The organism is Yoonia sp. R2331 (assembly GCF_041103235.1).
GTDB lineage: Bacteria > Pseudomonadota > Alphaproteobacteria > Rhodobacterales > Rhodobacteraceae > CANMYO01.
The window spans coordinates 317,465-340,565 of record NZ_JBGCUN010000001.1; the positions used below are offsets into that span (position 1 = coordinate 317,465).

Annotated in this window: 25 protein-coding genes; 12 read left to right on the forward strand and 13 right to left on the reverse strand. The window is 61.2% G+C overall.

The window, feature by feature from the left end; all coding sequences use genetic code 11:
- Positions 1–134 precede the first annotated feature (134 nt).
- A complete protein-coding gene (locus AB3Y40_RS01630) occupies positions 135–1,136 on the forward strand; it encodes a LacI family DNA-binding transcriptional regulator (protein WP_369437060.1) in 1,002 nt (333 codons plus the stop codon).
- A gap of 62 nt (positions 1,137–1,198) precedes the next feature.
- Here the strand turns inward: AB3Y40_RS01630 and AB3Y40_RS01635 are convergent, their stop codons facing one another.
- The 4 genes from AB3Y40_RS01635 to AB3Y40_RS01650 all read right to left on the reverse strand — a co-directional run bounded on the left by AB3Y40_RS01635 (position 1,199) and on the right by AB3Y40_RS01650 (position 4,850).
- Complete coding sequence (locus AB3Y40_RS01635) at positions 1,199–1,606, reverse strand: RidA family protein (RefSeq protein ID WP_369437061.1); 408 nt, start codon at positions 1,604–1,606, stop codon at positions 1,199–1,201.
- Positions 1,607–1,696: 90 nt separating this feature from the next.
- Positions 1,697–2,836 (reverse strand): Gfo/Idh/MocA family protein, encoded by a 1,140-nt coding sequence (locus tag AB3Y40_RS01640; RefSeq protein ID WP_369437062.1) that lies wholly within the window; start codon positions 2,834–2,836, stop codon positions 1,697–1,699.
- Positions 2,837–2,848: 12 nt separating this feature from the next.
- Complete coding sequence (locus AB3Y40_RS01645) at positions 2,849–3,739, reverse strand: sugar phosphate isomerase/epimerase family protein (RefSeq protein WP_369437063.1); 891 nt, start codon at positions 3,737–3,739, stop codon at positions 2,849–2,851.
- Between the two features lie 10 nt (positions 3,740–3,749).
- A complete protein-coding gene (locus tag AB3Y40_RS01650; RefSeq protein ID WP_369437064.1) occupies positions 3,750–4,850 on the reverse strand; it encodes a Gfo/Idh/MocA family protein in 1,101 nt (366 codons plus the stop codon).
- 106 nt (positions 4,851–4,956) lie between these two features.
- On the opposite strand from AB3Y40_RS01650, the gene iolD reads away from it, so the two are divergent.
- From iolD to iolG, 5 genes are all read left to right on the forward strand, one after another.
- A complete protein-coding gene (iolD, locus tag AB3Y40_RS01655; protein WP_369437065.1) occupies positions 4,957–6,822 on the forward strand; it encodes a 3D-(3,5/4)-trihydroxycyclohexane-1,2-dione acylhydrolase (decyclizing) in 1,866 nt (621 codons plus the stop codon).
- The gene (gene iolC / locus AB3Y40_RS01660; RefSeq protein ID WP_369437066.1) at positions 6,822–7,799 is read left to right on the forward strand and encodes a 5-dehydro-2-deoxygluconokinase; all 978 of its coding nucleotides are present in this window, start codon (positions 6,822–6,824) and stop codon (positions 7,797–7,799) included. The genes iolD and iolC overlap by 1 nt, the downstream gene beginning before the upstream one ends.
- A gap of 12 nt (positions 7,800–7,811) precedes the next feature.
- Positions 7,812–8,666, forward strand: coding sequence for a 5-deoxy-glucuronate isomerase (locus AB3Y40_RS01665; RefSeq protein ID WP_369437067.1), 855 nt, complete (start codon positions 7,812–7,814; stop codon positions 8,664–8,666).
- Between the two features lie 72 nt (positions 8,667–8,738).
- Positions 8,739–9,563: a class II fructose-bisphosphate aldolase gene (locus AB3Y40_RS01670; RefSeq protein ID WP_369437068.1), complete on the forward strand. Its 825-nt coding sequence runs from the start codon at positions 8,739–8,741 to the stop codon at positions 9,561–9,563.
- 75 nt (positions 9,564–9,638) lie between these two features.
- Positions 9,639–10,634, forward strand: a complete 996-nt coding sequence (gene iolG, locus AB3Y40_RS01675; protein WP_369437069.1) for an inositol 2-dehydrogenase — start codon at positions 9,639–9,641, stop codon at positions 10,632–10,634.
- Here the strand turns inward: iolG and AB3Y40_RS01680 are convergent.
- The 8 genes from AB3Y40_RS01680 to AB3Y40_RS01715 form a co-directional block, all read right to left on the reverse strand.
- Positions 10,615–11,037 carry a DMT family transporter gene (locus AB3Y40_RS01680; RefSeq protein ID WP_369437070.1) on the reverse strand — a complete coding sequence of 141 codons (423 nt, stop codon included), beginning with the start codon at positions 11,035–11,037 and terminating at the stop codon, positions 10,615–10,617. The genes iolG and AB3Y40_RS01680 overlap by 20 nt on opposite strands.
- A complete protein-coding gene (locus AB3Y40_RS01685) occupies positions 11,034–11,486 on the reverse strand; it encodes a DMT family transporter (protein ID WP_369437071.1) in 453 nt (150 codons plus the stop codon). Before AB3Y40_RS01685 ends, AB3Y40_RS01680 begins: the two co-directional genes overlap by 4 nt.
- 89 nt (positions 11,487–11,575) lie before the next feature.
- Entirely contained in the window at positions 11,576–12,466 is an 891-nt protein-coding gene (locus AB3Y40_RS01690; RefSeq protein ID WP_369437072.1) for a metal ABC transporter substrate-binding protein, read from the reverse strand.
- Between the two features lie 5 nt (positions 12,467–12,471).
- Positions 12,472–12,807 (reverse strand): hypothetical protein, encoded by a 336-nt coding sequence (locus AB3Y40_RS01695; protein ID WP_369437073.1) that lies wholly within the window; start codon positions 12,805–12,807, stop codon positions 12,472–12,474.
- Positions 12,804–13,580: a DUF4198 domain-containing protein gene (locus tag AB3Y40_RS01700; RefSeq protein ID WP_369437074.1), complete on the reverse strand. Its 777-nt coding sequence runs from the start codon at positions 13,578–13,580 to the stop codon at positions 12,804–12,806. The genes AB3Y40_RS01695 and AB3Y40_RS01700 overlap by 4 nt, the downstream gene beginning before the upstream one ends.
- 15 nt (positions 13,581–13,595) lie before the next feature.
- Positions 13,596–14,765, reverse strand: coding sequence for an ABC transporter permease (locus AB3Y40_RS01705; RefSeq protein ID WP_369437075.1), 1,170 nt, complete (start codon positions 14,763–14,765; stop codon positions 13,596–13,598).
- Positions 14,762–15,445, reverse strand: a complete 684-nt coding sequence (locus AB3Y40_RS01710) for an ABC transporter ATP-binding protein (RefSeq protein WP_369437076.1) — start codon at positions 15,443–15,445, stop codon at positions 14,762–14,764. The genes AB3Y40_RS01705 and AB3Y40_RS01710 overlap by 4 nt, the downstream gene beginning before the upstream one ends.
- A complete protein-coding gene (locus AB3Y40_RS01715; RefSeq protein WP_369437077.1) occupies positions 15,445–16,023 on the reverse strand; it encodes a hypothetical protein in 579 nt (192 codons plus the stop codon). Before AB3Y40_RS01715 ends, AB3Y40_RS01710 begins: the two co-directional genes overlap by 1 nt.
- A gap of 290 nt (positions 16,024–16,313) precedes the next feature.
- Here AB3Y40_RS01715 and rpsD point away from each other — a divergent pair, with 290 nt between their 5' ends.
- Positions 16,314–16,934 (forward strand): 30S ribosomal protein S4, encoded by a 621-nt coding sequence (gene rpsD / locus AB3Y40_RS01720; protein ID WP_369437078.1) that lies wholly within the window; start codon positions 16,314–16,316, stop codon positions 16,932–16,934.
- Positions 16,935–17,024: 90 nt separating this feature from the next.
- Entirely contained in the window at positions 17,025–17,648 is a 624-nt protein-coding gene (locus AB3Y40_RS01725) for a CatA-like O-acetyltransferase (protein ID WP_369437079.1), read from the forward strand.
- 356 nt (positions 17,649–18,004) lie between these two features.
- Here the strand turns inward: AB3Y40_RS01725 and AB3Y40_RS01730 are convergent, their stop codons facing one another.
- On the reverse strand, positions 18,005–19,195 hold the full coding sequence (locus AB3Y40_RS01730) for a class I SAM-dependent methyltransferase (RefSeq protein ID WP_369437080.1): 1,191 nt from the start codon (positions 19,193–19,195) through the stop codon (positions 18,005–18,007).
- Between the two features lie 285 nt (positions 19,196–19,480).
- On the opposite strand from AB3Y40_RS01730, the gene rpsA reads away from it, so the two are divergent.
- From rpsA to AB3Y40_RS01750, 4 genes are all read left to right on the forward strand, one after another.
- A complete protein-coding gene (gene rpsA, locus AB3Y40_RS01735) occupies positions 19,481–21,187 on the forward strand; it encodes a 30S ribosomal protein S1 (RefSeq protein WP_369439582.1) in 1,707 nt (568 codons plus the stop codon).
- Positions 21,188–21,762: 575 nt separating this feature from the next.
- Positions 21,763–22,044 (forward strand): integration host factor subunit beta, encoded by a 282-nt coding sequence (gene ihfB / locus AB3Y40_RS01740; RefSeq protein ID WP_369437081.1) that lies wholly within the window; start codon positions 21,763–21,765, stop codon positions 22,042–22,044.
- A 28-nt stretch (positions 22,045–22,072) separates the two neighbouring features.
- A complete protein-coding gene (locus AB3Y40_RS01745) occupies positions 22,073–22,432 on the forward strand; it encodes a LapA family protein (protein WP_369437082.1) in 360 nt (119 codons plus the stop codon).
- A complete protein-coding gene (locus AB3Y40_RS01750; RefSeq protein ID WP_369437083.1) occupies positions 22,429–23,076 on the forward strand; it encodes a phosphoribosylanthranilate isomerase in 648 nt (215 codons plus the stop codon). The genes AB3Y40_RS01745 and AB3Y40_RS01750 overlap by 4 nt, the downstream gene beginning before the upstream one ends.
- Positions 23,077–23,101 lie beyond the last annotated feature (25 nt).

Sequence of the window (23,101 nt, forward strand, 5' to 3'; positions counted from 1 at the left end):
GCCGGGCTGCCCATGGGACAGGGAACCACGATTCGAGAAATTTTGCAACCGGTTGCAAATAGTGATGGAAAATCAGAGGATGCAGCGCAGGGCGTGCTGGGCTAAAACGATAGCAGGACAGGGAAAGAGGGTTCATGGCCGCGACGCTCAAAGATGTTGCCGAACGGGCGGGCGTTTCACGCTCTGCCGTGTCGCGCACGTTCACCGATGGGGCGTCCGTGTCGCCCAAAATGCGCAAAAAGGTGCAGAAAGCAGCAGCAGAGCTGGGTTACAGCCCCAATGCGCTGGCGTCATCGCTAACCACGGGGCGGACCAAGATGATTGGTCTGATCAGCAACAACTTTCACAATCCGATCTTTCTGACCGTCTTTGACCGCTTTACCCGCGCGCTTCAGGAACGCGGGCTGCGGCCACTGCTGGTCAATCTGACCGATGAAACCGATCCGCAAAATTCGGTCCAAATGATGCGGCAATATTCGGTGGACGGGGTGATCGTCGCCTCATCCACGCTTAGCCCGGACTTTTCCAAGGCGTTCCGCGACGCGGGCCTGCCGGTGGTCCACACCTTTGGACGCCACGCCACCAATCCGCATGTGCATGTGGTGGGTGTCGACAATGTGGAATGCGGGCGCATGGCTGCGCGCGCGCTCTTGGCGCGGGGGCACAAGCGCGTCGCATTCCTGGGCGGGCCAGAGGCCGCGACATCCACGCAAGACCGCTATCAGGGCTTCATGACCGAGATCGCAAATCACCACGACGTCACGGTCAGCCATTCCTTTGCCGCGCAATACTCTTTTGACGCGGGCCGCGCAGAGATGCAGCGCCTGCTGCAGGGCGAGATGGCAGAGGCCTATTTCTGCGGCGACGACGTGCTCTCGATCGGGGCACTGTCAGCGGTGCGCGATGCCGGGTTGCGGGTGCCGGATGACATCGGGATCATCGGCCTCAATGACATGGAAATGGCGGGCTGGGCGAACATTGACCTGACCACCATCCGCCAGCCCATCGGGCAGATCATCAGCAGCTCGGTCGAGCTGATAACAGCGATGCTGGATGACCCCGAACGCTACCCCGAAGCGCGGCTGTTTCCCTGCGATGTGGTTGAACGTGGCACCCTGCGCCGGGTCGGATCCTGACACGACACGGGGCGTGCCCTCTTTGATGACGACGCGGATGCTGCGGCTCTGGCGACGGTGGCCTAGTCTGCGCCAACCGATCCGGCCATGATCGCGTCAACCTCGATTTCGACCAGCCATTCAGGATTCACAAAGCGGTCAATTGCCATGATCGTATCCACCGGGCGCGCGTCGATACAGTAGCGTTTGCGCGCTTCGATCGCCTGCTTCCAAGTGTCGATATCGGTAAGGATAACACGGGTCCGGACGATGTCGTGCAACCCCGATCCTGCATCCTCCAGCGCGCGCTTGATGATTTCGAAGCATTGGCAGGTCTGGGCATAGACATCGCCCACACCCACGGTTTGCCCCTTTGCATCCACCGGAGCGGTGCCACCGACCGCGATATAGGGGCCGACACGGACGGCTCTGCTGAAGCCCACAATCTCTTCCATCGGATTGCCGTTTGAAACAAGCTGTCGTTCGTACATGGTCGCCTCCGCTTTATGATCCGTCAGATCATAGCGCAAAGGCGTGCGGGGTCTGTCACGCGATCGACGCCTGCAAATGTCGCAAATGGATCAGCCTGTTCGGAACATCGGCGGGCGGGCATCGACCCATGCCCCCTGTTGCTTGGCCGACATGACGGCCTGATGCACTGCCGCCATCGACCGCAGCCCATCCTCTGCCGTCGGCAATCCATCGCGGGCCTCGCCCCGGATCGTGGCCGCCAGATCAACGTAGATATTGGCGACCGCCAGTGGAAAGCCTTCGGGGTGGGCAATGGCAACGCGGGACAAGCGCGCGGCCTCGTCCGACAGGCTGCCTTCGCCCTTTTCCATGATCTGCGTGCGGCCACCCACCGGGGTATAATAGACTTGGTTGGGTTGCTCTGACGCCCACCGCATCCCGCCGGTTTCGCCAAAGACCTGAATGTCAAACCCATGCTGGCGGCCAATCGCCACGGAAGAGGTCCAAAGCCGCCCGACCGTGCCGCCTGACATGCGGAAATTGACCATCGCGTCGTCCTCCAATACGCGGCTGGGGATCGTGCTGGCAAAGTCCGCCGAGAGCGTTTCAACCTGATCGCCCACCACAAAACTCGCCATGTGCAGCGCGTGAATACCGCAGTCCGCGAACTGGCCCGACACACCGGCCATCGCGGGGTCATAGCGCCAGCGCACCCGCGGATTGTCGGCATCCGTTGCATCGCCGTGGTGCCCGTGGCTAAAGCTGGTCACCACCAGCCGCACCTTGCCGATCTGGCCCGTGCGCACCATCTGCCGCATCTCGCGCACCATCGGATAGGCGCTGTAGCAGTAATTGACGGCACAGGTCTTGCCCGAGGCCGCGGCTATCTTCACGATCTCTTCGCCTTCCTCCACGGTCATAGTCATCGGCTTTTCGCACAGCACGTTGAACCCCGCCTGCAGAAAGGCTTTGGTGATCTCGAAATGCGTGCTGTTCGGCGTAGCGACCGTGACCAGATCAACCCGGTCATCACGGTCCTTTTCGCCCGCCAGCATGTCCTGCCAGTTGCCATAGGCGCGGTCCGGGGCAACGCCCAGTTCCTGCGCATAGGCGCGGCCTGCGTCCGGGTCGTGATCCAATGCACCTGCGGCCAGCACAAAGTTGCCATCGGCCTGCGCGCCCAGACGGTGGGCCGGTCCGATCTGGCTGCCTTTGCCGCCGCCAATCATACCCCAATTCAGCTTTTTCATAGGTGATCTTCCTTAAAAACCAATGGATTGCAGGTACGTGCGGTTAGCCACGGCATCGCCCAGCGTATCGGTCCCCAGCGTCGGGTCGCAATCCTGTTCCACCGTACACCAGCCATCAAATCCCGCATCCAATAGCACCTGCCGCACGGCGGGAAAATCAACGTCGCCCTGACCCAGATTGCAGAAAATCCCCTGTCCACAGGCGGTGTAGAAGTCGGTCCGGTTCTTGACGACATCGGCTTTGACCGCCGGATCAATATCCTTGAAATGCATATAGGAAATCCGGTCGATGTGGCGCATCATAAAGGCCACCGGATCAAACCCGGCATAGGAATGGTGGCCAGTGTCAAAGCAGATCTTCAGGATGCTTTCATCCACCTCGTCCAGCAGACGTTCAAGCTCTGGCTCAAAGTCCATGAACCCTGCGGCGTGCGCGTGAATGCCGACGGTCAGCCCGTATTCCTCTGCCCCCATGCGCGCAATCGTGGCGATCCGGTCGCGGTAGGCGATCCATTCCGCCTTGTCCATCTGTTCGGCCTCTGTGGCACGGCCCGCCGTTGGTGCGCGCCGGGGTGAGATGCTGTCGATCAGCACCAGATGCTGCGCGCCGTGGGCCACAAGCGCTTTGCAGGTGCGCACCGATCCGTCCATCACGTCATCCCAAGCGCCTGCATCATGAAAGGGCCGGAACACCACGCCACCAATCAGCGTCTGGCCGAATTCGGACAGCGCCTCACCCAGTTCCACCGGGTCTTCGGGCATGAACCCCACCGGGCCAAGCTCGATCCCGGTGTAGCCCGCCTGCTGGCATTGGCGCAGCACCTCGCGCCATGCGGGGTTGCGCGGGTCGTCTGCAAATTCCACGCCCCATGAACAGGGGGCATTGCCGATGGTGATGGTCATGGTGTTGTCCTTAGCTGGTCACGTCCTGCCACTGCCCGGTCTGGGCAGATTTACGTATCGCGTCGATCACGTGATAAACGGCCAACCCATCCGCGAAGGTGGGCCAGATGTTGGTTTGGGTGGCGATGGCCTGCAGGAAATCGCGGGCCTCGATGATGATCTGATCCTGATAGCCGGTGCCGTGACCCGGCCCCTGACAGAACGGCAGATAGTCGGGGTGCGCCGGGCCGGTCAGGATCTTGGCAAAGCCGCGCTGCGCCTCTGGCGCGTCATGCTGATACAGCCACAGCGCGTTCTGATCTTCCTGATCGAACCGGATCGCACCCTTGGTCCCCGTGACCTCATAGGCATAACCCATCTTGCGGCCTGTCGCGATCCGACTGAAGTGCATCTGCCCCATGCAGCCACCCGCAAAGCGGCACATCAGCTGCGCCTGATCGTCATTGGTGACTGCGCCGCCGGGGCGGGTCTTGTGGACTGTTTCATGTGTCGCGACGAGGGACGAAATCGGACCGAGGAGCGCCAGCGCGCAGTTGATCATATGTGGTGACAGATCACCGATGGTGCCGTTCGCCTCTCCGCTTGTGCGCCATGTCGCGGGGGCGTCGGGGTCGGCATAAAAGTCTTCGGTATGTTCGCCGCGAAACCATGTCACATCGCCGATCACGCCATCGGCGATCAATTGACGCGCGTATTGCGTGGCGGGCGTGCGGACGTAGTTGTAGCCGACCATATTGACCACACCGGCGGCGTCTGCGGCAGCCGTCATGGCCTGCGCGTCGTCCAGCGTCGCCCCCATCGGCTTTTCGCACATCACCGGTTTGCCAAGGGCAAACGCCGCCTCTGCGATGGCGCGATGTGTGGCTTGTGGGCTGGCGATCACAACGGCCTGCACGGCGGGGTCATGGACCAGCGCCCGCCAGTCGTCCGTGGCGCGGGCAAAGCCAAAGGCGGCGCGGTATTTCTCGGCAGATGCGGCACTGCTGGCGCAGACCATTTCCAGCCGGGGCCGCAGCCGGGTGTTGAACACTGCGCCCACAGCTGCCATTGCCACAGCATGCGCTTTGCCCATGTAGCCGCCGCCGACGATCCCAATGCCAATCTCAGCCATCTCGCGGCACCCTTTGTGAAATTCGGTTTGCAACCGGTTGCAAAATGAGTAACCTCAGAATCAGACCTGCGCAAGTGGGAACGCGCAAACGAGGGTAAGCCACACCATGACGAGCACCACCATACGCCTGACCACGGCGCAGGCCATCATGCGTTATCTTGACGCGCAATTCATCGTGATTGACGGGCAAGAATGGCGGCTCTGTGGTGGCGGCTTTGGCATCTTCGGGCATGGCAATGTCACGTGTCTGGGCGAAGCGCTTTACGATCACCGCGCGACGCTGCCGCTTTATCGCGGGCAGAATGAACAAAGCATGGGATTCGCAGCGGCAGGCTATGCCAAGCAGTGGCTGCGCCAGCGGTTCATGTTCTGCACGGCAAGTGCCGGTCCGGGCACGGCGAACCTGCTGACCGCCAGCGCGCTGGCCCATGCCAACCGTCTGCCGATGCTGATGCTTTGCGGCGATGCCTATACCACCCGCCTGCCGGACCCGGTGCTGCAACAGCTGGAACACTTTGGTGACCCGACGCTGGGTGTGAATGACGCCTTCAAATCCGTCACCCGCTATTGGGACCGGATCACCCATCCTGCGCAAATCATCCAAAGCCTGCCCAACGCGCTGGCGGTCATGCTCGACCCCGCTGACTGTGGCCCTGCCTTCATCGGATTGCCGCAGGATGTGCAGGGCTGGGCCTATGACTACCCGGTCGAGATGTTCGAAAAGCGCGTGCATCGCATCCGGCGGCAGGCCCCTGACGCAGGCGAGGTGGGTGATGCTGCCGCCACCTTGAAAGCCGCCAAACGCCCGATGATTATTGCAGGCGGCGGCGTGCAGTACTCCGGCGCTGTGGCCGAGCTGACCGCCTTTGCAGAGGCGCACAACATCCCTGTGGTCGAAACCATCGCGGGCCGCGCCAATCTGGTGGACACCCACCCGCTGAACATCGGCCCCATTGGGGTCACCGGCTCGGACAGCGCCAATGCCATCGCCGAAAAGGCCGACGTGATCCTGTCTGTGGGCTGCCGCTTGCAGGACTTCACCACCGGGTCGTGGACTGCCTTCGCCAAGGATGCGCAGATCATCGGGTTGAACACAGGCCGCCATGATGCGGGCAAGCACCGTTCTTTGCCCGTGGTCGGCGATGCCAAACTGGGCCTCTCGGCGCTGACAGCAGCACTTGACGACTGGACCGGGGATCAGGCCTGGGTCGATACCGCGCAGGCAGAACGCGCCACGTGGAACACCTATGTGGCTGACAACGTCAGACCCGGCAACCGCCCCAACAGCTATGCCCAAGCCATCGGCACCGTAAACGCGCTCTGCGATCCGCGCGACCGCGTCGTGGCCGCCGCCGGTGGCTTACCGGCAGAGGTGACAGCCAACTGGCGCACGCTGGACGTGGGCACCGTGGATGTGGAATTCGGCTTTTCCTGCATGGGGTATGAAATCGCGGGCGCATGGGGCGCGCGCATCGCCCAGATGGAACGCGAACCGGATCAGGATACGATCACCTTTTGCGGTGACGGCAGCTATCTGATGCTGAACTCCGACATCTATTCCAGCGTGCTGACCGGCAAAAAGCTGATCGTGCTGGTGCTCGACAACGGCGGCTTTGCGGTGATCAACAAGCTGCAAAACAACACCGGTAACGAAAGCTTTAACAACCTGATTGCCGATACGCCCACAGCCACCACGCAATTCGCCGTCGATTTTGAGGCCCACGCCGCCGCGATGGGCGCCACCGCCGAAACCGTCGCCAACCCTGCCGAATTGGGCGAAGCCTTCGCGCGGGCCAAAGCCAGCGACAAGACTTATGTCATCGTCATGCAGGTCGATGCCTATGACGGCTGGACCACGCAGGGCCACACATGGTGGGAAGTCGGCACACCCCATGTGACCGACAACGCCAAAGTGGCCGCCGCGCACAAAGATGTCGAATCCAGCCGCGCCAAGCAGCGGAGAGGCGTGTGATGGACGCCATTGAAGGCATCAAGGGCAACCGCTTTGTGGTGGTCGGGCGCGTGGGCATGGACCTGTTCCCAGCCCTCGGCATCGCCACCGAGGACGCCGAGAGCTTTACCGCCGACATGGGCGGATCATCGGCCAATATCGCGGCAGGCATCGTGAAACTGGGCGGTCAGGCCTCACTTGTGACCCGCGTGTCCGATGACGCCGTTGGCCGCTTTTGCACCAACAAGCTGCACCACTACGGCGTCGACACCACCTATGTCACCCCGCAAGGCGGCGAGGCGCGCAACTCGCTGGCGCTTTATGAAAGCAGGGTCGCGGGCCACCAATCGGTGATCTACCGTAACGGTGCGGCGGACTTTGAAATGACCGTCGCTGACGTCGAAGCCGTGGACTATGGCCAATTCACAGCGCTGGTCACCGCAGGCACCGTCTTTGCGGCCGAACCCAGCCGCACGGCGGCATTCCGCGCGTTTGCGCTGGCGCGCGCCGCTGGCCTTCCGGTGATCTTTGACATTGATTACCGCCCCTATAGCTGGCCCTCGCCGCAGGTGGCCGCTGATGTGCTGTCGCGCGCAGGCGCTGCCGCAGATGTGATTGTCGGCAATGACGAAGAATTCGGCTTCATGGCGGGCAGCATCGACAAGGGGCTCTCCAAGGCTCGCGCGCTGGCCGCGACCTCGGCCCAGATCGTCATCTACAAAATGGGCGAACACGGCGCGATCACCTTCTCCGAAGGGCAAGAAATGCGCACCGGCATCTACCCGGTCGAAGCGCTGAAACCCACCGGCGCCGGTGACAGCTTCATGGCCGGGCTCTTGTCGTCGATTGCTGCGGGCCACGACCTTGGCGCGGCGGTGCTGCGCGGCTCTGCTTGTGCTGCCATCGTTGTTGCCAAACCCGGTTGCGCCCCCGCCATGCCTGATACACAAGCGCTCGAGGCTTTTTTGGCCAGCCATCCCGGCCCGTCCGAGACCTGAAAGGAACCGCGTATGCACATCGCACCCCATGACAATCAAAATAAGCCGATCGTCGGTGCCGATGATCCGACTGTGCCGCTGAACTACTTCAACATCGTCAAACTGACGGCAGGCCAGACATTTGAATATCAGGTGCCGGGCTATGAAACCTGCATTGTGCCTGCGACCGGCACGGTGGACGTGGACGTCGAAGGCGTGGCCTATGCCGCTCTCGGCAATCGCGGCACCGACGTCTGGGATGGCGAGCCAGAGGGCGTCTATGTCCCCGTCGGCGCGCGCGTCACACTGACCTGCACAGCAGATACCGAAACCTTCATCGCCGGGGCGAAATACGACAAGGTGCTCGACCCCTTTGACGTGCGCGTGGCAGAAATCGACAAGGTGCAATACGGCTCTGACGACACCAAGACCCACCGCAAGATCAAACATATCCTGGGCCAGAAACAGCACGACAAGGTCGGCCGCCTGCTGGTGAGCGAGCTGTTCACCGTGGGGCAAGGCGGCTGGTCCGGCTTTCCTGCGCATAAACACGACACCGACCGGACCGATGACGCGGGCAACGTCATTGAGACCCGCCATGATGAGACTTATAACTTCCGCTTCCGGCCCAACCACGGGTCCGGCGTGCAGATCCTGCAGCGCGAAGAGGGCAAGCCCGGTGACGCCTACCAGCTGATGGATGGCTCCACGATCATGATCGACAAGGGCTATCACCCCTGCGCGGTGATGCCGGGGTACGAGATGTATTACTTCACCATCCTCGGCGGACTGACCCAGCGCAGCCTGATCCAGTTCTTCCAGCCGACCCACGCCTATCAGGTCGAAACCATCCCTGGCATCAAGGACATGGTGGCGAAATTCAAATAAGCGCCTGTCTTTCTTTTGAATGAAAATATGCCCGCCGGAGGCTCCGGCGTTTGCAACAAGGACTGAAATCCGATGCCGCTTGTGACGCTGAAAGACGTGCTGCAACCCGCCCTGCGCGATTGCTATGCGGTGGCCGGGCTGGTGACGCTGGGCTGGGAAGACATGCGCGCCTATGTGACAGCAGCAGAGGCCGAAGGCTGCCCGGTGATCCTGCAAGCCGGGCCCAGCTGCCGCACCCACACACCGCTGCCGGTGCTGGGGGCGATGTTCCGGCATCTGGCCGAAGCCGCCGCTGTGCCGGTCGTGGCCCATCTGGACCACGGCTATACCATGGACGAATGCAAGGCGGCGCTTGATGCAGGCTTTACCTCGGTAATGTTCGACGGCTCGCGCAAGCCACTGGCGCAGAACATCGCCGAGACCGCGCAGATCGCCGAGATGGCCCATGCCGCCGGGATCTCTTGCGAGGGCGAGATCGGCTTTGTCGGCTACGCTGACGGCGAAAGCTCTGCCGGGACCGACCCTGATGAGGCCGCGCAATTCGCCCGCGAAACCGGGGTTGATGCCATGGCGATCAGCGTCGGCAATGTGCATCTGCAACAAGACAAAGACGGCGGGCTGGACGAACCCCGCATCCGCGCGATTGAGGCCGCAACTGACGTGCCCTTGGTCATCCACGGCGGATCAGGCGTGCCGGTTGCTCAGCGGACCGCCCTTGCGCGCGGCTCGCACGTCTGCAAGTTCAACATCGGGACAGAGCTGCGCATGGCCTTTGGCAACGCATTGCGCGCGGCCGTGAACGCGGATACCGGCAGGTTCGACCGGGTGCAAATCCTGCAGGAAACCCACGATCCGCTGGTCGCCAATACCCGCGAGGTTCTGCGCGCCTTCCGCTAGGTGCGCAATTTTTGACACAAAAATTGGCCAAAAAACTGTGACAGATTTTTGCGCCCCAAGGAAAGGGACGGCAACATGCTGCGATTGGGAATTCTGGGCTGCGGGCGGATCGGGCAGGTCCACGCAGGGTCCGCCATGCAATCCCCCGACGCCACGGTGCAGGCGGTGGCAGACGTCTTTCCGCAAGCGGCCCAGGCCCTTGCCGACCGCACAGGCGCAAACATCCGCACGCCTGACCAGATCATCGCCAGCGATGACATTGACGCCATCATCATCGGCACACCCACCGATACCCATTACAATCTGATCCATGCCGCCGCGGCCGCGGGCAAGGCGATCTTTTGTGAAAAGCCGGTGGACATGTCCGCCGACCGTATCCGCGATTGTATCAAGGTCGTGGAAGACGCCGGCGTGGCCTTTTTGACCGCACTTAACCGCCGCTTTGACCCCAGCTTTGCCGACATGCAGGCCCGCATCCGCGCAGGCGAAATAGGCGCGGTCGAAATGGTGACGATCCTGTCGCGCGACCCCTCGCCACCCCCCATCGGCTATATCACCTCCTCGGGCGGCATCTTTCGCGACATGATGATCCATGATCTTGATATGGCCCGCTTCATGCTGGCCGAAGAACCGGTGACCGTCTACGCCGTCGGATCGGCGCTTGTGGACCCGGCCATCGGTGAGGCGGGCGATGTGGACACTGCCGCCGTGACCCTGACCACCGCCAGCGGCAAGATCTGCCAGATCAGCAACTCGCGCCGCGCCACCTATGGCTATGACCAGCGGGCAGAGGTGCACGGGTCCAAGGGTATGCTGTCCGTGGCCAACATTCCCGAAACCACGGTGCATTTGGCCACAGGCGCGGGCATCGCGGCCGCACCCACCATGAACTTCTTTCTGGAACGCTACGCCGAGGCCTACCGCCGCGAGTTGGCGCATTTCATCGACGCCGTGCAATCCGGCACCCAACCCAGCCCGTCAATCTACGATGGGTTGCGGGCACAACTCTTGGCGGATGCCGCCACACTAAGCTGGCAAACTGGCAAACCGGTCAACGTTTCTTCTGACTAAGCCACATGCCCGCAAGGATCAGTGCGACACCGGCAACCCGCGCCAACGGTTGTCCGGGTGCGCCCATCACAATGTCCAGCACAACGCCGGAAATCATCTGCCCCGCGATAATCAAAAGCGCCGTTTGTGCCGCGCCGATCCGCGCCACCAGCCAGCTTGACAGCGCGATGAAAACCACGCCCACAGTGCCGCCCAAATACGCCCAAGAGGGAATATCCGCGATCCCCGGCGTAAACAGCCCGCCAAACACCAGCGCCATACATGTCAGCAGCCCCAGCCCCACAATGTGGTTCCAGAATGATGAATGCAGCGCCGAGGTCGACAGTGACAACCGCCCGTTGATCTGACGGCTCAAACTGACAGAAGCGCCGCCTAGGAAGGCAATCAGCACAAACCAGATCATGCCGCACCGCCAAAGAAGATCAGGATCAGACTGCCGGCAATGATCAGCGCCAGTGCCGCCCAGTCGCGCAGGCTGGGAAACTTCTGCGGCAGCCCGAACAGGCCGCGCGCGTCGGCCACCAGTGAAAACACCATCTGCCCCGCAAGCCCGATCGCAATCGTGCCCGACAACGCCAGTGCTGTGTTCATGGTGTAGGATGTGGCCATCACCGTGAAGGCACCTACCAACCCGCCCGCATAGGCCCAAAGCGGCGGGCGCTTTGTCTGCGCCTTGGCCGGACGCAGAAGGGCCAGCAGGATCAGCGCCACCACCGTGCCGGTGGCATGTGGCACCCATGACGCAAACAGCAGCGTGCCGTAGGTCGCCAAAGTGCCGTTAAACAGCACCATCAGCGACAGCAGAACGCCCGCACCAAAGGCGATCACAAGATGAAAGGGACCCGGGATCATGAGGCCCTAACATTCACTGGTCACACCCAAACAACAATATCAATCTTGCAAACTATGGGACATAGGTTGCCGCAAGGCCGGCGCGTCATTTATCGCGGCAAAGCCTCTTCCATCGCGGCGACCGCCCCGGCCAGCGTATCAATGTATGTCTGCCCCGCGACACCATGCGCCAGCGGTGCAAAAACAACATTCCGAAGCCCCAGGCCGCGGGTCATCTCAAATGCCTCCGCCGGGGGCGCGGCCTCCCAGATCAGAACCTGCGCGCCGGTCTCTTCTGCCAGATCCCGCAGGTCTGCCATGTCGCTGTCACCCGGCATCGCACCCGCTTCCCACTCCAGCGCGGTCACCGACAAACCATAGCGGCGGGCGAAATAGTGATAGCGGGGGTGCGTGGCGATCATGCTGACGCCTTGCAGGTCGCCCAAGGCCGCGCGCGTCTGATCGTCCAGCGCTTCAAGATCACTGCGTAACGCGTCCATGGCCGCCTCGACCTCGGCCGCAGGGGCAAGATCGCGCGCTGTGATGGCGGCCGCAACCGCCTCGGCCTGAGCGATGGCCAGCATCGGATCAAGCCATAGATACGACGCAAGCCCTTCGTGGCTGTGCGCGCCGCCATCGCCATGGCTGTGCGTGATGCTTTCGGTGACGATAAACATGTCGTCGACAGCAGCCGAGGTGTTCACCAGCTTGGACCGGGGCAGGGACACGCGGTCAATCCAGGTTGCAAAGCCAGCCCCGTTCAACAGGATCAGATCGGCCGATTGGATCATGCTGATATCGGCAATCGTTGGCCGCCAGAATGACGGGTCCACGTCTTCGGGGACCGGAAAAACCACCTCTGCCGCGTCACCCAGCAGGCGTTCCGCGAGAAACTGCAACGGATAATTCACAGCGACCACACGCGGGCGATCCTGCGCCATGGCGCTGCCCAATGCGACAAGGACCAGACAAGCGGCCAAGAAATGTCTTAGAACGCCCATCATCATCAGCTCTGGCAGTTTCGGGCAATGTCGTCAGGGGTGACGATCCAATAGTTGTCGTGGCTGCCGGTATCGACCTCGATAGTCAGGCCGCCGGAATGGTCCACACTGTCCAGCGGCACAGAGACGGTGCCATCTTTGCCAATCGGTAGCGTCGTCAACAGCGCATTTGCGCCGTCAAGCACACGGACGTCTGCCTGCTGCACGGCATTGCCGTTTGAAAACTTGGCCTCGACCAGCACGGCAGCGCAGTCAACAGAGGCAAAGACAACCAACTGGTGTGCTGCCGCCCCAACCGGGATGGCAGCCATCAGACAGGCAAGTGCGGCGCGCCGGATCACTGGCCGGTCCATTCTTCGAAGTGAACCCAGATCACCGCACCCAGCTCAACAGCTTTGTCTTCACCGGATTCCGGTTCGTTGATCGTGTAATCCGCCGTGTTCAGCGCCGCAAAACCCCACCAGCCATGGGCAGGCGGTGCATAGGTAAAGACACCGTTCGCATCAGCCTTGACGGTCTGGGTGATCATCAGCTCGTCAGGGGCGGTCGCACCTGCGGTTTCGTTGAAGAACTCGACCTCGACCTCTGCGTAGGGCACCGGTGCACCGTCCATTTTGACGATGCCCTGAAACACGTTGTGCTCCCACAGACCAAACGGCTTGGACAGCGGCACGATCTCTGTTTTCAGGCCCAGTTCGGTGTCCCAGCCTTCGTCATCGCCGTAAGCTGTGACATAGGTCTTGGTGTAGTGGATGATAAAGGCATCTTCAGCCGGTTCCCAATAGGGCTGGGGTTCCATGGCAAAGATATAGGTGCCCGGGCGGTCCAGCGGATAATCAAGCGTATAGCCCTGATCGTCCATGACCGTCGCACCGTTCAGCGCGCCCAGCAGATCGGTCGTTGTGCCCTCGTGCGTCACCGAAAAACCGACAGGTGTGTCAAGCATCATCCCGTCCAGTTCGAACGGATGCGAAAACGACATGGTCAGCCCGACACTGCGGCCATCTTCCTGACTGATCATCGGATCGCTTGGAATAATCATGCCGTAGTGCGCGACCGCTGGCGTGGCGGCGATCAGTGCGGCAACCGCTGCGGAAAGATGAAAACGTGTCATTGAACCTCCTGTGTTTTATGAACCGAAGGCAAGCAACCAGCCCACCCAACTCTCAGCGTTGCGCGACACAATCGTCGCGCCAACCCCGGCAATAACCGCTGAAATTGAGAGTAATGTGAAAGTTTCTGCCGACAAGAGCCGCAGAACCATGCCGCGCCGCGCGCCAAGCTTGACGGCGGTGGCAATTTCGCGCGCGCGCAACCGATAGCTGAGGAAGATCGCCAACCCAATCGCCGCACAGGCCGCAATCGCGATGATCGCGGTCACTACGTCCAGCAGTGACTTGATGCGAAAGATGCGGTCAACTAACCCCTGGATCACACCAGCCGGTTCGATCAACTGGGTTGGATTTTCACCGTCAAGGTAGCGCCCCTTCAGGATCGTGCCGGACCGGGTGTCGTTCGGCACCACGATCACAGCCGAGGCGGGAAAGCCGTCTTGACTGCCATGAAAATGGAAGCTGTCGATATTGTCCTCGGTGATGCGCTGGTATTGCACAACGGCGGCGTTGGCGACTGCTTCACTTCCGGCGGCAACTTCGGCTGCGGTCACGACATCTTCGTGCCCGTGACCAATGCCCTGAATGACCCAAGCCGTCTTGATATCGACAAAAACCGCCTGATCGTCTGGTGAATTGGTCGGCGCAAGCACGCCTACAATCGGCATCTCCAGCGGGTAGACCCCATCAAGGTCAAACAGGTTCTCGGGCGATGACACCAACGTGTCACCAACCCCTTTGTTCAGGGTTTTTGCAACGTCAGCCCCGATCACCGCATCCCCAAGCACCGAAAGCCCGCGCCCCGCTGCAGGGGTCAATCCGCGGAAATCAAAATAGTCCAGTGTGGTGCCAATGATCCGGAAACCACCGGACGAAAACGCCGTGTGCACCGGGATCGGGATGCCAAGACCACTGTCCCACACCGCCTCAACCTCGCGCATCGGCACCGGATCGGGCCGTTCGTCCGAAAAGTACAACGCCGCCATGGTCAAATCCAACTGCGATCCGCGACTGCCCAGCAAAAGCGGCGTCGCATCGCCGCGCGCGACAAGGGCGCGCTCACTTGTGGACAGCAGGATTTGCGTGGCTACTGGTACAAAAAGGATCAGCGCCGTCACAAGCGTCAGAACAAGACTGCGCGCCCAGTGATACCGCAGATAGGCGTATGCCAGGAAAAGCGCGTTCATGCCCCGGCCCCTTCGACTGGCGCGCCTTCGCGGAACTGCGCGAAATCAAGCACCCGCTCAAAGCGCGGCAGCAACTCATGGTCGTGGGTGACAGCCAGAACCGCGGCCCCGGCCTCTGCCGCCTGCTCAAACAGCAGATCAAGGATGCGGGCCTTGCTGTCGGGGTCAAGGTTGCCTGTGGCTTCGTCCGACAGGATCAGCTTGGGCTGCGTGACCAGCGCACGACAAATGGCAACCCGCTGCTGCTCGCCCTGGCTTAACGCGGTGGGGTGCCGGTCCAGCTTGTCACCAATCCCGCAGGCTGTCGCGAGCGCCTCTGCCCGGTCGCGCGCCGCGGCGGTCAAGGTCAGCGCGGGTGTGATCCGGTAGGGGTAAAGGATGTTCTGCCGGGCGGACAGGTAATCCAGCAAGGCAAAGTCCTGAAACACAAAGCCAATCGTGCTGGCGCGAAACCGGCGGCGCTGGGTGTCTGACAGGGTGGCGACGTCCGTGCCTGCCACGTCAATCGTGCCAGCCTCCGGCGTCAGAATGCCCGCGATCAGGTTCAACAGCGTGGTCTTGCCACTGCCGCTGGGTCCGACAATCGCCACACGTTCTTTGTTCTGCAGCGAAAAGGCAGGCACCCGCAGCCGAAAGTCGGCACCGCCATAGCGGAATGAGAGGTTTTCGATGCTGATCATCAGTTGGTTTCGGCCGCCAAAAAGGTTTCGCCCGCCGTGTCGCGGTTCACATCCAGCAGCTCAAAATCGGTGATCCGCCACGCGCCATCAACCGGTGCGACGGACAGATCAGCACTATAGGTATTGCCGCGCACATGCAGATGCTCGGCATGGCCGACGGTTCCGATCACCTGCCAGGACGCATCAATGGCCAAAGTGCCACCTTGCCGCGCGACTTGCGTGTTCAAAAGCTTGATCTCGTGAATGGTCTGGTCGGCCTCTTCCAGACCGCCACCGGCCATTGCGCCCACCCGTTCCAGATAGAGGTATTCCAGCGCGTCCCCGTGGGTGACACTGGCAAGCGTGTCGTAAATCGCGTCTTCCTCGGTCTGGCCAAACGCATCGTAGACAACCAGCAAAAGCGCAGGGGTCAATCGCCAAAACTCTGCGCGTGCCTGTTCAATGGTCATCGGCTCAAGGCCGGGTGCCGCAAATGCAGCCGTTTCCGACACCTGGCCCTGCTTTGGCAACAGCATCATGCCGACCACACCCGCAACGGCGAGCAGGGCCAAACCAATCAGACCGTATGTGCGTTTCATGCGGGCCACGTTTCTTTGTCACAAGGTGCTTTCGACCCGCAACCTCTTACAGAAAATGACCCATCGCAAGCGCTTCTCATCACAATCCCGCCAGTGTCGGGCGGGCCGCAAATGGAGTGCCCACATCAATGTGCCCCGCATCGCCGGATAGGTTGTTGACTCCGCCTCCAACCCCCTTATAAGCCGCGCATTCATTGGTGTTGGTGGACCGGGCAACCGGAACCCTGTCGCCCCTGCAAAATCAGGGGAAAGGACAACGCCCTTCAAAACCTAACGAAGGAGATCAGCGTATGACAAAGCGTACCGCTGCCAAGTACAAAATTGACCGCCGGATGGGCGAAAACATCTGGGGTCGTCCGAAATCCCCCGTCAACCGTCGTGAATATGGCCCCGGCCAGCACGGTCAGCGCCGCAAGGGCAAACTGTCTGACTTTGGTCTGCAGCTGCGCGCCAAGCAAAAGCTGAAGGGTTACTACGGCGACCTGACCGAAAAGCAGTTCCGCCGCATCTATGCTGAGGCCGAGCGTGTCAAAGGCGACACCGGTGAAAACCTTATTGGCCTGCTGGAACGCCGCCTTGACGCTGTTGTCTACCGCGCCAAGTTCGTGCCGACCGTCTTTGCCGCACGCCAGTTCGTGAACCACGGCCACGTCGAAGTGAACGGCAAAAAAGTCAACATCCCATCCTACCGCGTGAAAGAAGGCGACGTGATTTCCGTCCGCCAGAAATCCAAGCAGTTGGAGCTGGTGCTGGTGGCAAGCCAACTGCCAGAGCGTGACGTGCCTGACTACATGGATGTCGATCACTCCAAAATGGCGGCGACCTTCGTGCGCACACCGGGTCTGGGCGATGTGCCATACCCCGTCACGATGGAACCGAACCTCGTGGTAGAATTCTACGCCAAGAACTAATCGCACCCGCGATTGGGAAGTCATTGCAGGGGCCGTGTCCGCAAGGACGCGGCCCTTTGCTTTTGCGCGCGGGTGAGGCAGCTTGCCCTCATGGAACATATCGTTGATTTGGACAGCTGGCCGCGCGCGGATCAGTTTCGGTTCTTTCGAACCTATGACCGCCCGCACTATGCCATCACCTCGCGGATGGACGTGACCCATCTGATGGCCCGCAAGGCAGATGGGATCAGCACTTATCGCGCCAGCCTTTATGCCATCGGCGCAGGTCTGCACGCGGTGCCAGAGCTGTGTATGCGTTTTCGCGGCGATACCGTGGTGCGGCACGACGCGATTGACCTGTCGATGACCGTCCCGCGCGCTGGCGGCAGTTTCGGCTATGCCTATGTGCCGTGGCAGGTGGATTTTGCCGGTTTTGACCGGGTCTGCGCCGATCTGATTGCGGAAGCTGCGAAAGGCACCGTGCTCAACGCCAACACCGGCCAGACCGACGCGGTGGCCTATGCCTCTTGCATGCCATGGCTCGACTACACCTCCCTGAACAACGCACTCCCCGGCGCGCACGACTGCATCCCGCGGGTGTCATGGGGCAAGTTCTGCGACCACGGCGCGCGCTGGGACATGGCCATGACGCTCGAGGTGCACCACGCGCTGGTCGATGGCCAACAGGTCGGGGCCTATTTTTCGGCGGTGCAAGGGGCGTTAAATGAGGTTTGATGGGTTAGGCCCCAGAAACGTTCAGTATCCCTGAGAACGCGCCGGGATTGCACTGCACTATAAGGTACATCCACAATCCCATTGGTATGCCGACAATCGCGGCATGCAAGATTGCACGTTTGACCGTGAACTTGATCCGGATGACCCCCCCAGTCACCTGCAGCGCCTGGAACCACGTGAGCGATCTCTCATACTTTGTGTAGATCGTCATCAGAGCACCCAGTGACTAGAAGATGCCCATGGGCCAGGCCATTGTTTCATTGATGCAGCCCATTCAGCTTCCGATCAGTGTTTAGGTGGTGTGGCTCATCATGGCAGGGATATCTGCGGATGTCCGTGCGGTTGATGACGCAGGTCTATCGGCCAATCCCCGAATAATGCAGCACGCCCCAAGGGGTCAGCGCGGCCTCGATCCTCGACCAAAGCCGCGCGGCCTTGTCGCCCGACAGGCCAGCGGCATCGGCGATCTGCGATTGCGTGCGCTGCTTGTCGATGCCTGCGATCAGCGGGGCCGTATCGGGGCGCAGTTTGATCTGCACCTGTTCCGAACCAACCCGTAGCGGCGGCATCTTTCCGGCGGCAATCGCCTGTGCGAGCTGTGCAGCCGGGACGTTGTTCAGATGTGGAATGCGCGCGGACCATGCGGGAAGTGGCGGGGCCGCCTCTTCTGCCGGGCGGGCATAGCCCACATGTGTCTTGATCGTACCGCGCAGGTCTTCTGCCGTCTGCATCGCGGCAATCGGGTCCAGCCTGTCAGCACCATCGATCAGCTGCGTCAGATCATAAAGACCCGGCTGCGTCATCGCGGCCAGCGACCATCCCGCCTCTGTCAATGCGGCGCACCAATCCGCGATGCCAAAAGCCTGATCCTGGCTATGTACCAGTAGATCGTAAAAGCCAGCGTCGCTTTGATGATGATCGCCCAGATGCGGATTGCGGCGGAATATGTGGCCCTCTGGCACGGCAGCAAAGGCCTTCTTCGCGGCTTTCAACCGGCTCCGCGGCGGCAGGTGGCCATAAAGTCGGTTAAAGGCCGCTTGCAGCGGATAGACACCCGCGCGGCCGTGCGGCGCATAGACCATAAAACCAAGCCCGCCGCCCGCGGCGAGTGCCGCGCGTAGCGCGCGCAGGCCTGCAACCGGGTCGGGCAAATGGTGCAGCACGCCGCAGCAATCAATATAGTCAAAGGGCCCGTATGCGGGCGCGTCCAGCAATGACCCGGTTTCAAACCGCACATGCGTAAGGCCGCGCGCGGCGATCCGCTGTTCGGCGATGGCGCGCGAAGCCTTTGATAGATCAAGGTATAAGATGTCATGCGGTTTGCCCGCATCGGTCATCCGCTGCGCCAGTTGCACCAGCCCGTCACCGGTGCCGCCACCAGCCACGAGCACCCGCAGGGGCTGGGACCAATCCCGCTGCCCGCCCCACAGGCAATGATCCATCTCAGCAGGAAAAGACGGCGACCCTGTAATCAGGCGTTCGGCTTCATCCGCAGGCGCGCGTGCAGGGTAGGGGTAGGCTTCGTATTGGTCGCGCACGTCAGACATGGGGCACCGGGCAAATCGTCAACTTTGCACGTCCCTAGCCCAATTCACCCCACGCCGCAATTTGCGGCGATCATGCCCGGACGCCCGTGCCCGCAGCAATGCAGCCAATCACCCTTGCCCTACGGCCCAAAACCCCATATAGCGCCCCTGTCTAAGCGCCGAGACAGGTGCGGACATGAGACTGAGCAGGGTCGAGCGAAAGCTGGCCCTGTTGTTTTGTGATCCGCCTTGGCGCCGCGACCAAACCGCAATCCAAAGACCGGCGGAGACAACCGCACGGCCCGTATAAAAGCTAGATTAGGAAAAACACGCCACATGGCTGATAACATGATGGAGGAATTCGAAGCCCTCCTGAACGAAAGCTTCGAAATCGACACGCCGTCCGAAGGCAGCGTTGTCAAAGGCAAGGTCATCGCAATTGAAGCAGGCCAAGCCATCATCGACGTAGGCTACAAGATGGAAGGCCGCGTTGATGTCAAAGAATTCGCAAATCCCGGTGAAGATGCTGACCTGTCCGTAGGGGACGAGGTTGAAGTGTTCTTGCGTCAGGTCGAAAACGCGCGCGGCGAAGCCGTCATTTCGCGTGAAATGGCCCGCCGCGAAGAAGCCTGGGATCGTCTGGAAAAGGCATATGCCGACGAAGAACGCGTCGATGGCGCAATCTTTGGCCGCGTCAAAGGTGGCTTCACCGTCGATCTTGGCGGCGCTGTTGCGTTCCTGCCCGGCTCTCAGGTTGATGTCCGCCCCGTGCGCGACGCGGGCCCGCTGATGGGTCTCAAGCAGCCATTCCAGATTCTGAAAATGGACCGTCGCCGTGGCAACATCGTTGTGTCGCGCCGTGCGATCCTGGAAGAATCCCGTGCCGAGCAGCGCGCCGAAGTGATCGGCAACCTGACCGAAGGTCAGGAAGTGGACGGCGTGGTCAAGAACATCACCGAATACGGTGCGTTTGTTGACCTTGGCGGCGTTGACGGCCTGCTGCACGTGACTGACATGGCATGGCGCCGTGTGAACCACCCCTCCGAGATCCTCACCATTGGTGAAACGATCAAGGTGCAGGTCATCAAGATCAACAAGGAAACCCACCGCATCAGCCTTGGCATGAAGCAGCTGCAGGATGATCCATGGGATGCTGTTGAAGCCAAGTACACGCTGGAAAGCGTGCACACCGGCCGCGTGACCAACATCACCGACTACGGCGCGTTCGTAGAGCTGGAGCCGGGCGTTGAAGGTCTGGTTCACGTCTCTGAAATGTCCTGGACCAAAAAGAACGTGCATCCCGGCAAGATCGTGTCGACCTCTCAGGAAGTCGAAGTCATGGTGCTGGAAATCGACAGTGCCAAGCGTCGCGTTTCCCTTGGTCTCAAGCAGACCATGCGCAACCCATGGGAAGTCTTTGCAGAGCAGTTCCCTGAGGGCACCGAGGTCGAAGGCGAGGTCAAGAACATCACCGAATTCGGTCTGTTCATCGGTCTTGAAGGCGACATCGACGGCATGGTTCACCTGTCTGACCTGACTTGGGAAGGCCGCGGCGAAGACGTCATCGGCGATTTCCGCAAGGGTGACATGGTCAAAGCCAAGGTTGCCGAAGTCGACGTTGAGAAAGAGCGTATCTCGCTCTCGATCAAGGCTCTTGACGGTGATCCCTTTGCAGATGCGGTTGGCGGCGTGAAGCGCGGCTCGATCATCACTGTTGAAGTGACCAAGATCGAAGATGGCGGTGTCGAGGTCGAGTATGAAGGCATGAAATCCTTCATCCGTCGCTCTGATCTGTCGCGCGACCGTGCCGAGCAGCGCCCAGAGCGTTTCGGCGTGGGCGACAAGGTCGACGTGCGCGTGACCAACATCGACAGCAAGACCCGCAAGCTGGGTCTGTCGATCAAGGCCCGCGAGATTGCCGAAGAGAAGGAAGCGGTTGAGCAGTACGGCTCTTCTGACTCCGGTGCATCGCTCGGTGACATCCTGGGTGCGGCGCTCAAGGGCGACGACTAATCCCGCCGGGCAGATCGCTCTGCCCGCTGAAATCATGGCCCCGTCGCACACCCGTGCGGCGGGGCCTTTTTTTTCTCAGATGCATAGATTCTGATCAATCCCGACCTGCGTTGCATTGGGAATGACCGCTACATTTTGTCGCGCGATGTGACCGTCTCAGATGCGCGCCACAAGCATGATCGACAAGATCCCGTTTCCAAGGGTGTCAGGTTGCCCGCGCAGACGGCAGTGGGTACTCGACCCACCCAATAAAGCCGGTCGATGAAAGAGATCAGCCACATCCCCACGACAAGCTGCGGTTGCGCACGCGCTACGCCGGACCCGGCTGACGCGCCCATGACGCAGCGCAGCATTGGTGCGAATCGGATCAGGGGCGTCACCCGATTTCAGACGCGCGGGCAAAAGCATGTCGCTAATCAAGGGCTTGCAAGGCGCGCAAACGCCAAGGAAACACACAATTTCCCGCAAATCAGGGCAATGGCACTATTTCGTGATCGGAAGTTAGCGCCTATAGTCGGCCCCAATGCGGGGCAAACCTGCGCCATATGTTCAATGCCTTTGGGGGGTCACACGGAATGATACGCTCGGAACTGATTCAGAAGATCGCAGACGAGAACCCCCATCTGTTTCAACGCGATGTCGAGCGCATTGTCAGCACGATTTTCGAAGAGATCACAGGTGCGATGGCCGATGGCGACCGGGTCGAGCTGCGCGGATTTGGCGCATTCTCGGTGAAAAAGCGCGACGGCCGCACCGGTCGGAACCCGCGCACCGGCGAGGCTGTAGAAGTTGAAGAGAAGCATGTGCCTTTCTTCAAGACCGGCAAACTGCTACGAGATCGTTTGAACGGGGCGTAACTGCGCCCGCTGCCAAAGGGTATCAAGAATGAAGACGCTGCGTTACGGCTTTTGGGCGATTGTCGGGCTGTGCCTGATCATTGTGGGGTTGGGCAACCGCGGTGAGGTCACCGTGCACGCAATGCCTACGCCATTGGCAGATCTGTTGCGTATCTCGCCCGATGTGTCGCTACCGCTTTTTGTGGTCATCTTCATCAGCGTCGGCGTGGGTCTGTTAATCGGCTTCCTGTGGGAATGGGTGCGCGAATTCCGCATCCGCTCTGATGCACGCGCCAAGGCGCGCGAAGTGGCCGCACTGCGCAAAGAGGTTGCCGATTTGCGCGCCAAATCGGCCAGCCCCGAAAAGGGCGACGACGTGCTGGCGCTCTTGGACGCACCGGCGCGGTGACATCTGACATTGCGGTCAAGATTTGCGGGCTGAAAACGCCCGACACCATTGCGGCTGCGGCAGATGCGGGGGCGCGTTACATCGGCCTGAACTTCTTTGCCAAATCACCGCGGAGCGTGACAGTGGATCAGGCCGCCGCCTTGGCCCTCCATGTGCCTCTGGGCGTGGCCAAGGTTGCACTGGTGGTGGATGTGGACGACGCCACGCTGGATGTGATTGTGGACAAGGCCCTGCCCGACATCATCCAGTTGCACGGCCACGAAACGCCCACGCGTGTCGCCGCCGTCAAGGCGCGTTATGGCCTGCCAGTGATGAAGGTCGTCGGCGTGGCTGAGGCCGCTGATCTGGCCGAGCTAGACACGCACCTGGGCGTGGCCGATCAAATTCTGGTGGATGCCAAGGCCCCCAAGGGCGCAGATTTGCCCGGTGGCAATGGGCTGGTGTTTGACTGGACGCTTCTGCACGGGCGGCGCTGGCCGGTGCCCTGGATGCTGGCGGGTGGGTTGACGCCCGGCAACGTGGCAGAAGCCATTCGTCAGACTGGCGTGCGGCAGGTTGACGTCAGCTCAGGCGTGGAAACGGCACCCGGGGTCAAGGACCCCGCGCTGATGGCCGCCTTCTGTGCGGCGGCGCGCGGCGCTTAACCCCACTTTAACCATGTCGGGCCAG